The organism is Francisella sp. 19S2-4, from assembly GCF_036281795.1.
In the GTDB taxonomy this organism is placed as follows: Bacteria; Pseudomonadota; Gammaproteobacteria; order Francisellales; family Francisellaceae; genus Francisella.
Window position 1 is genome coordinate 1 of sequence record NZ_JAWUZH010000027.1, and the last position, 12,273, is coordinate 12,273.

Sequence of the window (12,273 nt, forward strand, 5' to 3'; positions counted from 1 at the left end):
TAAAATACTAATATCTGTAACATCTGTATTTTACAAAATATATCTAACAATTTGGGATATTAATTCAACAGTCTTTTGTAATAGGTTTATTATATAAAGCCTAAGAGTATTTTTTTAAAACTAAAGTAAACCAATAATAAACAAACAAAGGGTAAATAATGAAAAGTAAATTAAAACTAACTCCATTTTTAGTATGCTCGCTTATAGGGATAGGATCTTTTTCTATAGCAAATGCAGCTGATGCATGGTCAGAATCTGATCTATCAACTTACGTTGCTGGATCTGTAGTAACAGATAATGGTAAAACATACCAATGTAAAACATGGCCAGAATCTGGATGGTGTCAACAAGCTGCTTATAGACCAAGTGGAACTTATGGTAGTGATGCATGGTTTGTTAAAAAAGGTGAACCTGTAACTCCTACGCCTACGCCAACTCCTACGCCTACGCCAACTCCTACGCCAACTCCTACGCCAACTCCTACGCCAACTCCTACGCCAACGCCAACGCCAACTCCTACGCCAACGCCAACGCCAACGCCAACGCCAACGCCAACGCCAACGCCAACGCCAACAGGCTATCCTAGTTATGTAGTTGGACAAAGCTATAATACTGGCGATATTGTTAAAGGTGATAATGGTAAACTTTATCGTTGCGTATCTCCTTCACAATGTTCTGGCTCATCGTATATGTATAGACCAGGTAGCGGTCAAAGTTGGGAATCTGCTTGGGAGCTGGTAAACCAAGAAACATATCAAGGAACAGTATCTGTAGCAATCCCAGCCAAACCTGATTTTATAATCTCTGATAAATTAGCTACTGTTCTAGTTCTCAACAGTAATGGTAAGGCATTAGCTGAACTAACAAATGCTCAGTGGGGTTCTACTACTAAATTAGAAGTACCTCTTGATAATTCTATAGAAAGCATTACTATAAAAGTTCCTTCTATTGATGGAGCTATTGGCTCAGCTAGTCCTTCCTCATTTAAACTTAGTAATCAAGGTAGCCAATCAGTTTCTATAAAATACGAAAATATCCAAGAAGGAATGGGATCTATTAAAATCAATGCCAAAGCCGATGTTTCAGGAAATACTTCTACTTCGTATACTCTTACAAGCCCTGATGGAGAAATTGCTAGTGAAGGCTATCTTAAAATAAATAGCTCTATTACATTAAAGAGTATTCCATCGTCTATTAATGGAGTTAACTACACATTAACTGTTAATGACTTCACAACAGGTAAGCATAACTATACATCTAATCAGAATACATACACTATTAATGTTCGTAATAATCAAGTGTCAGATGTTAATATTAATTTTGAAAAAGACACTATAAATCCCGAAGCTACAGGATCTATTATTGTTAATACTAAAGCAGATGTTATGGGCAACCCAACTACGCGTTACTCTCTTGAAGACCATAACGGTAAATTAGTTAAAGTCGGCGATATTGAGGTAAATAAATCTATAACTTTAGAAGACATCCCTTCATCTAAAAATGGAGATACATATACATTAAGAGTACATGAGTTTATTGAAGATGGATATACTTATACACCTAACCAAGCATATCCAGTGACTGTTTATAATCACAACTCCTCAAATATTAATGTTAACTTTGAAAAAGAAGCTTTACCAGTTGAAGAAGGTGAAGGTTCTATTAGAATTGATGCTATAGCAGATGTTATGGGAAATCCAAAAACCACCTATACTATTACTGACTCTGAAGGTAATGAAGTTGGCAGTGGTGAACTTGAAGTAAACAACTCAACAACTTTGGAGAATATTCCATCAACTAATGAAGGTGTTACTTATACATTAACAGTAGCGAGATTTACTCAAGATGGATATGAGTATACTCCTAGTCAGGCATACTCTGTAACTGTTTATAATCATAACTCTTCAGATATTAGTGTTGATTTCATAAAAGAGGCTGTACCTACTACGAATGTTTCTATTACTGTAAGTGGTGATCAGTTACCTGAGAACACTACAACAACTCTAACTTTATCTAATGAGAAAGGTGAGTCTATGGAGTTGGCTATAGTTAACAACTCTATAATTGATATGCAAGTTCCAAAAGATGGTGCTACTTGGACTATTACAGTTGATTCTGTTGAAGGCTACGAGATCTCTGTATCTCCTACTTCTTTTGTCGCAGATCAAACTGCTCAAGGTATCAATCTAACGGTTGAAAAGCAGCAACAAGCTGATTCTACATTAGAAGAGCTTCTACCATTTAGTGAATTTGAAGCTATGTTCCCAAATGCTACAGCTGATGCTTGTATAGCAAAAACTGATGGTATTAGAGGCCTGTATGACGGCTTAATTGCCGCCGCTGCTGAATTCCCTGATTTTGCCAACCCAAATGCCTTACCAGATTCAATAGATGGTAAAGTTTTATCAGAAAATGATAAACTTATAATTGCTAAAAGAGAGTTAGCAGCATTCCTTGCAAATGTATCACAGGAAACAACAGGCGGTTGGCCAACAGCGCCAGGAGGTCAATATGCATGGGGATTATGCTTTACAGCAGAACAAGCATGTGTAAATAACCCTTTAGCAGATACTTGTCGTTACACTGATCCATACTCTAGCTACTCATATAACTCTAATAAATCTTATTATGGTAGAGGTATGGTTCAACTATCTTGGAACTATAACTACGGTCAGTTTGGCGATTACTATAATCAACATTTTGCCAATGGAAATAAAATTGACCTAATCAACAATCCAGACCTAGTTCTTAAGGATAATAAGATCGGTTGGACATCTGCATTATGGTTCTGGATGACACCTCAACCTCCTAAGCCATCTGCTCATGATGCTATAACTGGTATATGGCAACCTAGTGCTAATGATAAAAACAAAGGTCGCGATGTTGGCTTTGGTATGACTATAAACATTATCAATGGTGGTATAGAATGTGGTACAAATCGCAAGAGTGACGCTGAAGCAAAAGCCCATGGTAGAATTGCCCATTTTGAGCGTTATACTGAAATGCTAGATACTGATATGGGTGACACGAATTACCTAGATTGTAAAAATATGGAAGATTATACCAATGAGACTAGCAATTCTGATACTCCAACTAATCCTGGGTCATCATCAGCATATACTCTTCAAATAACTAACTTATCTGGTGACATAGGGATTACTCCTCATATCTCCTCTGAAGGTTTTGACTATTTATCACCAGATAGTAATAAAGTATATAATGGTACGACTAACCCTAATACAAAAGGCATATCAGGGAAAACTAACTTAGTAGTTAGCTGGAGTGACTGGAGAGGGACTTATAATTGCCCACAAGCTCTTAATTTCGTAAATAACAATACTAATGTAATGATCAATCCTAATAATAAAACATGTGCATATTCATCATGGTAATACAATAAACTCAAACTGAGTTAGCATTGATTATTTTTAAATGTTAAGTATATTATCTCTTAATATACATTGTATATATCGCATTACTAAAAAATAATCTATCTAATCTATAATTTCTTTCTTGATCTTAGCAGATAACCTCTGCAAACTATCTGCATATTTTCAAAACTTCTCTATTTATGAATATTCAAAGAAAAGCTATCTTAGCTCTTTTTATAGTTACTATATTCTGGGGAGCGACTTTTCCTCTTATAAAGATTTCCCTAGCATATATTTCACCAGGGTTATTTGTAACATTTAGGCTTAGTCTCTCATGCTTACTTTTTATACCTATAATTATAAAATCTAACTTTAAGCATAAGAAATACTTACTAAAAGTCGGAGCAATTTTTGGTTCTTTAGAAGGGTTAAGCTTTTTCTTTCAAACTCATGGACTATATACAGTATCATCAAGCGAGTCTGCGTTTCTTACTGCCTTAAGTGTTATTATGATTCCTTTTATTGGTAGTATTTTTAAACTTGATCGTTTAACCACATATAGTGTGATAGCATCTTGTGTATCATTAGTAGGAATATACGCTCTCTCTGGAGCTAGTTTTAATAATTTCACAATAGGATATCTTTGGTCAATATTATGTGCTCTTGTTTATGCTATATCTGTAGTATATCTAAGCTATGAAACTAGAAAAAATCATCATTCAGAAATTTTTAAAGACTTACGTTTACTTATCATATTACAAATTATTTTTGGCATCCCCATCCCACTAATTTCAGATATTCCATCAATGTATCTACATCTAAACTATATTCTACTGATATCTATAACTTTCTGCGCAATTACAACTATCGTTTGTTACTACCTACAGAACACATATCAAAAGTATCTAAGCATGGCAGAAGTAGCTGTGATATTCTCATTTGAGCCTATTTTTGCCACTATTTTCGGTAGAATCATTAATGATGAGAAAATATATCTATCCACTATTGTTGGTGGCCTACTTATACTTACAAGTTATTTTATAATCGAAATAGGAAATAGGAAATAGAAGAAGACGAAAAAGAAAATAATTAAGCTCTTGGATCAAAGTTCATTTTTTCTTGCATCTGTTTATAGAACTCTTTTTTCTCATCAGTATCTGCAAGTGGTAGCTTAACATCATAGACTATATAGAAGTCTCCGTCTCCTAAGCCTTTGCCTTTTATACGCATTTTACGACCTGACTGACTGCCCTCTGGCACCTTCATTTTTTTCTTACCATAAGGTGTTTCTATTTCTAAGGTCGTGCCCAGAGCTGCCTCCCATGGTGCAATGTTTACATGCTCATAAACATCATTACCATCAACCTTATAATTGTTGTGATCTAGCGCTTCTATTTTTATATATAAATCACCTGATGGAGCATTTGTACCGACACCAGCACTACCTTTGCCTTTTACTCGTAGTTTCTTACCATTACCTATAGCGGCTGGAATATTTACATCAACACTTTTGTGTTGCATTGTTGGCATACCATTTGCTCCAGCTTCTTGATAACTATAAGATACCGAACGCTTACCACCTTTTATAATATCTTCAACATTTAAACGTAAGGATATATTTATATCTTCACCTTTTCTAGCTCTTGGCTGACCTCCACCAAAGCCTCTAGCTCTAGCTCCACCGCCACCACCAAAAAGATCGCCAAAAATATCACCTAAATCTTCAAAATTAAAGCTTTGAGATCCTCCACCTTGAGAGAATCCTCCAAAACCACCACCAGGACCGCCACCAAAGCCTCCTTGTTGAACCTTATCCCAGTTTTCTCCATATGTATCATAGAGTTTTCTTTTCTCTTTATCTCCTAAAACATCATATGCTGTTTGGATTTCCTTAAACTTATCTTCTGCCCCTTTCTCTTTATTAACATCTGGATGATACTTCTTTGCTAATCTTCTATACGCTTTTTTTAATTCAGCTTCCGAAGCATCCCTACTTACTCCAAGTAAAGAATAATAATCTGCCATATTTTAAACTCCTAAAACTCTCTTAAATATATCTTATAAGACTCTATAGATATATTAAAATTAATCTTTCTAAAATTTACTTAATAGTAGATATAAGGCTTATTTAATGAAATACAAGGAATATTAAAAAAAACTATTAATCTAGAACTTTAGAATCTTGATAATACATACCTATACTTTTGGGTGCTGTTGGTTTAAAACCAAATTTTTCGTATAAATATTTAGCATCACCATCTGCAATTAAACTCAGATAGGATGTCTTAGGAGCATTTTTAGTATAATAGTCCATTAATGATTCCATGATTACTTTGCCTAGCCCTTCACCTTGATATTCAGGTAGTACAGCTATATCAACTATCTGAAAATGACAACCTCCATCACCAACTATTCTTCCCATGCCTATGGTTTTATTTTTATCTTTAAGATGTATGCCATACCATGTATTTTTCATTGCGATCTTCTCTGCATTGACAGATTTAGGACTAAGACCAGTTTTTATGCGAAGATTACAATAATCTTCAACCAACGGACTAAAGTTAATAATTTTGTACTTGAGCATGTTTATACTATTTACCAGTAGCAACCATTTTATAAATAAATCCTGCTAATAATGCCCATAAGTAATTAAATACTATATTCATAACAAAAACTTCTACACCAGCATTTGATGCAAAAAAACCTTTACCTGATAATGGCATAAGAACCAAAAAGTTAAAGAAAATAACTGCCAAACCTATAATTGAGCTTTTGATAAAGATATTTTTAGATAATGGTAAAGCAAAAAGTATTGCCCATACACCTCCCCATACCATCAATCGATAAAGTGTATACTTAAACTGATCATTAAGCTCAATACCTTGCTGACGAATAAAGGTAAAAACAAAATATAATACCATTGCACTAATCAAACCTGCCATAAATCCTACAAACGTCTTATTTATAAAACTTTTCATTTTATACTCCTTTATATTTATAAGTTACCTATAAGAATATAAATCCTCCTATTAATTCAATCAAGCGAAATCATCTTATAAACTGGAGAATATTCATAAAGTAAACTATTATTCTAACTATAGCACCTTATATAAATCACATATATGTTAGAAGATATTCAAAAAAATAAGCTACTGAAAATAAATAATGATAATTATAAAAATAGCTTTTTTATTCAAGAAATAAGCACACCTATTGGAACAATAATAGCTATAGCTGATGATGAATATCTATATACCTGCTGTCATATAAAAGACTCAAAAATCCAATCAATAGAAAAACTACTTAAGACATACTCTGCAAAATTAACTTTTCAAAAAAATAATATTTTAGAAAAAACTAAACTTGAGTTAGATAAATACTTTAATAAGAAATTACAGAACTTTTCTATTCCTCTTAAATTAACAGGAACAGAATTTCAAAAAAAAGTTTGGCAAGAGTTATTAAAAATTCCTTATGGAAAAACTATTAGCTATCAACAAGAGGCTATAAATATAGGTAAACCAACCACATTTAGAGCTGTTGCAAATGCTAATGGTAAAAATCTCTTCCCTATAGTTATACCTTGCCATAGAGTAATAAATACCAATGGTAAACTTGGTGGCTATACAGGAGGATTAGAAAAGAAAGAATTTCTGTTAAGGCTAGAATCAGAAAAATAAATACTACAAACTCCTACATAATTTTCTTTCTATGTAGCCAAATCCATATAAGTGGAATTGCAATAATTATTATATCAACAACAATCAGAATTGAAGTATAACGAAGTATATCTGTAACATGAGAGAATCCTGGAGGGAAAAACCCAAGAATAAAGCCTAATGCGCACATAAATATAGCTACTACAGATATAGTTACCAATAACCAGTTAGAACCTCTTTTACCAACATAAAATACTCTATGAGTATCTGGTTTAGTAAACCTTAAACGAATAGCTGCTACAAAAACCATAATCCACGCCACTACCGTAAATTGCGAAGTAATAGCAACCAATAAAGCAAATGCTGCATAAACAGATGGCATTATCAAAAATGCTGTTGATAGCACTATAACTATACATATTTGAATCATAAGCATATTAACAGGCATATTAAATCTATTCTTACCTGCCATAATTTTAGGGAAAAGATGTTGCTCTGCTGCGGTCTGCATACCTCGAGCAGGACCTAAAACCCATGTACTAAGTGCTGCTAACATACCTATACTTATCATTACAACTATTAGAGGTTTAACGCCCCCTAAGCCTATGATATTCAGAACTTGTGAGATACCTTGTATTAGACCATTTAAGACATTCACATCTTTTACAGGAATTATAATATCCAACCCTATAGTTGCTAAAATAGTTAGAGAAACAATTATAACTGTAGCTATCAGTATAGATTTAGGAATATTTCTCTCTGGTTTTTCAATATTTGTCATATGAAAAGCTACTGATTGAATACCTGAATATGAAGATAATGTCTTAACTAAAAGAGCGTATGTTCCTAAAGAAAAAGCTGGTAGGATATCACCTACTCCATGATATTCTAAATTACTTTGTCCACTTACCAAGAAATAAATAGCTCCTAATATTAACAATATCCCAGGTATTATCATTCCAAATACAGCACCAACTATATTAAGAATTACAACTTTTCTCATAGGTAAACAGTTAAATAAACTTATAGCTATAAAAACAACAACCATTAATAGCCAAAATGAAACACTTGTATGAGTATTCTCCGCAAAACCTCGAAAACCAATATAAGAGAATGTCGCAATTAATGCTGTAACAGAGCTAGGAAATCCTACTACATTATTAAACCACTCTAACCACATAGCTAGCACACCAGCCTTCTCTCCTAATCCAGCTTTAACCCAGCTAAACATCCCGCCATTATTCTGAGTAATCATACTACTAAGCTCAGCACATATAAGTGATGTTGGTAGCAAAAATGTAATTGCAGCAATCAGATAAAAAAAGATACTTTGTAATCCAATTGTAGCCATATAAGCTATCGAGCTTAAACTAATTATCGCTGATATATTTAACATTGTTAGCGATAACGTTGAGATCTTTTTGTTAGATAAACTCATAATTAATGTAACCCTTAAATAAAATATTCCTGCACAGCAGGTCTCAAATTATATTCACTGGCCAATACTTTACCATAAGCACCTGCTGAATATATACCAATTAAGTCACCTCTTTTTAATCTTGGCAATAAATAATGTTTAGCAAAAACATCACTTGACTCACAAATAGGCCCCACTACATGATAATACTGTTTATCATCCGTATCATCAACAAGACCAACAATTTTATGTTTTGCCTGATAAAGAGCTGGTCTAATCAGCTCTGTCATACCAGCATCAACTATAACAAAATTTGTCCCTTGAGTGGTTTTATTAAACAATACTTGTGATAAAAGTACTCCAGACTGGCCAACTAACGATCTACCTAATTCAAAATGAAGCTTAACGTTACTACAGTATTCAAAAAACCTAGCAAATCTAGCAAAGAAATCCTCAAAATCTACTATAGGATTTTGTTCTGGATTCCCATAATCAATACCTAAACCGCCGCCAAAATTAATATGCTCTATATTAATACTATTTTGATACAACAACTTTATATGTTCATTTGCCACAATAGCTAAAGATTGAAAAACTTGGTAATTTAAAATTTGCGAACCCACATGATAATGCAACCCAACCAAATTAACATTATTAAGCTTTTTAAAATCCTTATTTAACCACCTAATAATATCTACAAACGCAATACCAAACTTATCATCAAACTCTCCAGTACTAATGTAATGATGCGTTTGAGCATTTATATTTGGATTTACTCTCAGACATATATTTACTTGTTTACCCTTATTTTTAGCAATACTATTAACAATTTCTATTTCTTCTAGAGATTCACAATTAAAAATAGAAACATCTGAATTAATAGCTAACTCAATTTCCCAGTCAGCTTTACCAACCCCTGCAAATACTATATGTTTAGGATCAACTTTTTGCTCTAGAGCTCTTTTTATTTCCCCGCCGCTTACGCAATCTATACCCATATCATATTTTTTAACAAAATCTATAATTTTAGGATTGTGATTCGCTTTTATTGCATAATGAATTTCTGCATTCTTAAAGTTTTTATCTAATGCTTTTTTTGCCCTACTAAAAGTATCATCAAGTAATTTAGTATCATAAATATAACATGGTGTTGTTAAAGAATTGTTTTTTACATAACTAAGTAATTTTTCATTATCAAAAATAATATAATCTTTCATTTTAATTTCCTTGAAATAAATTTGGCAAACACCATAATTCTTGTAATTTATCATAGATATCTTTTGGTAGCTGAATTAATACAGGATTTTTATTAAGGTCTAGTAGTTGTGTAATATCTTTTATATCCTTTTGTGCCATAGCAGTACAGCCTTCAGTACCTACTTCTTGAGATCTCCATTCATGCATAAAGATACAAGAGCCTTTCCTAGGCTTAGCAGGATTTTTATTATATAAAATTTCAACCCCATATTTATATAATAGAATTTCTGACATTTTTTCAGAAGATTGCCAATCTTTTTCTACTTTATTAGTATTTATTATCTGATTATAGTATTTTGAATTACTATCATCGATACATTCAATTCCTGTAGCTATATTTACATATTCAGCATCTTTAAGATCTCTATCTCCAAAGCCAAAAGATTTACCTATCTGCATAACTCCTGCAGGAGCTTTATTATCACCTTCTTGCTTTATATCAGTTTCTGCTATCTTTTGAAAAGAATCATCTGCCCATGCTAGACCTTTCTTACCAACCACTATCGGTATACCTAACTTAACTGCTAACCAATTATGATCATTCTTTTTATTAAAAAACCATAAGCGCCCTTCTATATCTTGCCAACTCTCTGTTACGACGACAATAAGCTGCTGAGCTCTCTTTATAATTTCTAATGCGTTTTGATATTGCATTTTTCAATCTTTAATAAATCTATTTTTACTTATACTAATCATATAACAAAACATTGTATTCCTCTTATATTTTTCATTCTTCTTTTGTCTATAAAAAAATATCAAATAACAGAGAATAAATAACCAATTTAATCTTTATAAATTTTTTATATATAAAATCAAATTATTTGATTTTTAATAATAAAAAAATATTATACAATCGTATTAATTAGGCTTAGTTAGTTGTAAACTATCAAGTCAAAGATTAAGTTAAACTTAGAATGGGATATTTATACGCTCTAAATTCCTTTATTTACATAAATAAAGGAGCTTTGTTACATATAAATATTCTTATAAATTTTAAACTCACAAAGGAGATGCATAGATGAACGCTCAGAAATACATTGATAGCGTAATTGCTGAAGTAGAAAAAAGAGATGGTCACGAAAAAGAATTTATTCAAGCAGTAAAAGAAGTATTCTCTACTCTTAAACCAGCTTTAGAACAAAATCCTAAATATATTGAAGAAAATATTTTAGCACGTATGGTTGAGCCAGAAAGAGGCATCTCTTTTAGAGTACCATGGATTGATAGAAATGGTGATGTTCAAGTGAATAGAGGTTTTAGATATCAGTTCAACGGTGCTATAGGTCCTTTCAAAGGCGGTATCAGATTCCATCCAAGCGTATACTCTGGAATCATCAAATTCCTAGGCTTTGAGCAAGTTTTCAAAAACAGCTTAACTACACTTCCTATGGGTGGTGGTAAAGGTGGTGCTGACTTTGATCCTAAAGGCAAAACTGAGCAAGAAATCATGAACTTCTGTCAAAGCTTTATGATGGAACTACAACGCCATATCGGTCCAGACAGAGACGTTCCTGCTGGTGATATTGGTGTAGGTGGTAGAGAGATTGGCTATATGTACGGTCAATATAGAAGAGTAAGAAACTCTTTTGAAAATGGTGTACTAACTGGTAAATCTCTAGAGTCTGGCGGAAGCTTAATTCGTCCAGAAGCTACTGGTTATGGTGCTGTTTTCTTCTTAGACGAAATGCTTAAGCATGATGGCGAAACTATGGAAGGTAAAACTATAGTAACTTCTGGTTATGGTAACGTTGCTTGGGGTGTATGTAAGAAAGTTGCTCAACTAGGTGGTAAAGTTGTTACTATTTCTGGCTCAAAAGGTTTCGTTCATGATGCAGAAGGTATCACTACAGAAGAAAAAATTGAATTCTTATTAAAAATCCGTAATGGTGAAAAAACTATGCAAGATTATGCTAAAGAGTTCAATGCTAGCTGGCATCCAGGTGAAAAGCCTTGGGGTATAAAAGCTGATATCGCTATCCCTGCAGCTACTCAAAATGAAATAGATGTAGAAGATGCTAAAAAACTTATTGAAGCTGGTGTTAGATATGTTGTTGAAGCTTCTAACATGCCTACTACTAATGAAGCTATCGAGTTCTTAATGAAAAAAGGCATAAATCTAGCTCCAGGTAAAGCTGCTAACGCAGGTGGTGTTGCTGTTTCTGGTTTAGAGATGTCTCAGAACTCTGCTCGTTTATCTTGGACAGCCGAAGAAGTTGAAGCTAAATTACAACAAATCATGGCAAGCATCTTCAATGCCTGCAAGTTTGCTAGTAGCAAATATAACCTTGGATATAACCTAGTTGCTGGTGCTAACTTAGCTGGTTTTGAAAAAGTAGCTGAAGCTATGATTCAACAAGGTAGATATTAATTTCAAATTATTATTACAAATAAATTTGTAATAATATTTCTTCTTTTTTATACGAAAATACTTTTTTCACATATTTTAATTAAGATATAAGTTTTATCTTTTATATAAAATATTTGTTAAAAAACTTAAAACAAATATGTTAGTATCTTAATAGATTTGAGAGTAATCTCAAATTTTTAAGTAAAACTATAGAAGGTAAAA

General features: G+C 32.8%; 10 protein-coding genes. 4 read left to right on the plus strand and 6 right to left on the minus strand.

Annotated features, from left to right (window positions below; all coding sequences use genetic code 11):
• Positions 1-158: 158 nt before the first annotated feature.
• Together R8535_RS06945 and R8535_RS06950 are read left to right on the plus strand one after the other, a co-directional pair.
• Positions 159-3,392 carry a glycoside hydrolase family 19 protein gene (locus R8535_RS06945; RefSeq protein ID WP_329497840.1) on the plus strand — a complete coding sequence of 1,078 codons (3,234 nt, stop codon included), beginning with the start codon at positions 159-161 and terminating at the stop codon, positions 3,390-3,392.
• 179 nt (positions 3,393-3,571) lie between these two features.
• The gene (locus R8535_RS06950) at positions 3,572-4,438 is read left to right on the plus strand and encodes a DMT family transporter (RefSeq protein ID WP_329497838.1); all 867 of its coding nucleotides are present in this window, start codon (positions 3,572-3,574) and stop codon (positions 4,436-4,438) included.
• Positions 4,439-4,460: 22 nt separating this feature from the next.
• Here the strand turns inward: R8535_RS06950 and R8535_RS06955 are convergent, their stop codons facing one another.
• The 3 genes from R8535_RS06955 to R8535_RS06965 form a co-directional block, all read right to left on the minus strand.
• Positions 4,461-5,396 carry a DnaJ C-terminal domain-containing protein gene (locus R8535_RS06955; RefSeq protein WP_329497837.1) on the minus strand — a complete coding sequence of 312 codons (936 nt, stop codon included), beginning with the start codon at positions 5,394-5,396 and terminating at the stop codon, positions 4,461-4,463.
• Positions 5,397-5,532: 136 nt separating this feature from the next.
• Entirely contained in the window at positions 5,533-5,955 is a 423-nt protein-coding gene (locus tag R8535_RS06960; RefSeq protein ID WP_329497835.1) for a GNAT family N-acetyltransferase, read from the minus strand.
• 7 nt (positions 5,956-5,962) lie between these two features.
• The gene (locus R8535_RS06965; RefSeq protein ID WP_329497834.1) at positions 5,963-6,349 is read right to left on the minus strand and encodes a membrane lipoprotein; all 387 of its coding nucleotides are present in this window, start codon (positions 6,347-6,349) and stop codon (positions 5,963-5,965) included.
• 144 nt (positions 6,350-6,493) lie between these two features.
• Between R8535_RS06965 and R8535_RS06970 the strand changes: the two genes are divergently transcribed.
• Positions 6,494-7,051: a methylated-DNA--[protein]-cysteine S-methyltransferase gene (locus tag R8535_RS06970; RefSeq protein ID WP_329497833.1), complete on the plus strand. Its 558-nt coding sequence runs from the start codon at positions 6,494-6,496 to the stop codon at positions 7,049-7,051.
• A gap of 13 nt (positions 7,052-7,064) precedes the next feature.
• On the opposite strand, the gene R8535_RS06975 is transcribed toward R8535_RS06970, so the two are convergent.
• Genes R8535_RS06975 through R8535_RS06985 form a run of 3 tightly spaced genes read right to left on the minus strand, consistent with a single transcriptional unit; the run spans position 7,065 to position 10,358 of the window.
• The gene (locus tag R8535_RS06975) at positions 7,065-8,468 is read right to left on the minus strand and encodes an APC family permease (protein WP_329497831.1); all 1,404 of its coding nucleotides are present in this window, start codon (positions 8,466-8,468) and stop codon (positions 7,065-7,067) included.
• Positions 8,469-8,482: 14 nt separating this feature from the next.
• Positions 8,483-9,664 carry a diaminopimelate decarboxylase gene (lysA, locus tag R8535_RS06980; RefSeq protein ID WP_329497829.1) on the minus strand — a complete coding sequence of 394 codons (1,182 nt, stop codon included), beginning with the start codon at positions 9,662-9,664 and terminating at the stop codon, positions 8,483-8,485.
• Between the two features lies 1 nt (position 9,665).
• Positions 9,666-10,358 (minus strand): L,D-transpeptidase family protein, encoded by a 693-nt coding sequence (locus R8535_RS06985; protein ID WP_329497827.1) that lies wholly within the window; start codon positions 10,356-10,358, stop codon positions 9,666-9,668.
• 364 nt (positions 10,359-10,722) lie between these two features.
• On the opposite strand from R8535_RS06985, the gene gdhA reads away from it, so the two are divergent.
• On the plus strand, positions 10,723-12,072 hold the full coding sequence (gene gdhA / locus R8535_RS06990; RefSeq protein ID WP_329497824.1) for an NADP-specific glutamate dehydrogenase: 1,350 nt from the start codon (positions 10,723-10,725) through the stop codon (positions 12,070-12,072).
• The last annotated feature ends 201 nt before the right edge of the window (positions 12,073-12,273 follow it).

Coding starts and splice junctions, on each gene's coding strand:
- R8535_RS06945 (WP_329497840.1), top strand. CDS start 159: ATGAAAAGTAAATTAAAACTAACTCCATTTTTAGTATGCTCGCTTATA.
- R8535_RS06950 (WP_329497838.1), top strand. CDS start 3,572: ATGAATATTCAAAGAAAAGCTATCTTAGCTCTTTTTATAGTTACTATA.
- R8535_RS06955 (WP_329497837.1), bottom strand. CDS start 5,396: ATGGCAGATTATTATTCTTTACTTGGAGTAAGTAGGGATGCTTCGGAA.
- R8535_RS06960 (WP_329497835.1), bottom strand. CDS start 5,955: ATGCTCAAGTACAAAATTATTAACTTTAGTCCGTTGGTTGAAGATTAT.
- R8535_RS06965 (WP_329497834.1), bottom strand. CDS start 6,349: ATGAAAAGTTTTATAAATAAGACGTTTGTAGGATTTATGGCAGGTTTG.
- R8535_RS06970 (WP_329497833.1), top strand. CDS start 6,494: ATGTTAGAAGATATTCAAAAAAATAAGCTACTGAAAATAAATAATGAT.
- R8535_RS06975 (WP_329497831.1), bottom strand. CDS start 8,468: ATGAGTTTATCTAACAAAAAGATCTCAACGTTATCGCTAACAATGTTA.
- lysA (WP_329497829.1), bottom strand. CDS start 9,664: ATGAAAGATTATATTATTTTTGATAATGAAAAATTACTTAGTTATGTA.
- R8535_RS06985 (WP_329497827.1), bottom strand. CDS start 10,358: ATGCAATATCAAAACGCATTAGAAATTATAAAGAGAGCTCAGCAGCTT.
- gdhA (WP_329497824.1), top strand. CDS start 10,723: ATGAACGCTCAGAAATACATTGATAGCGTAATTGCTGAAGTAGAAAAA.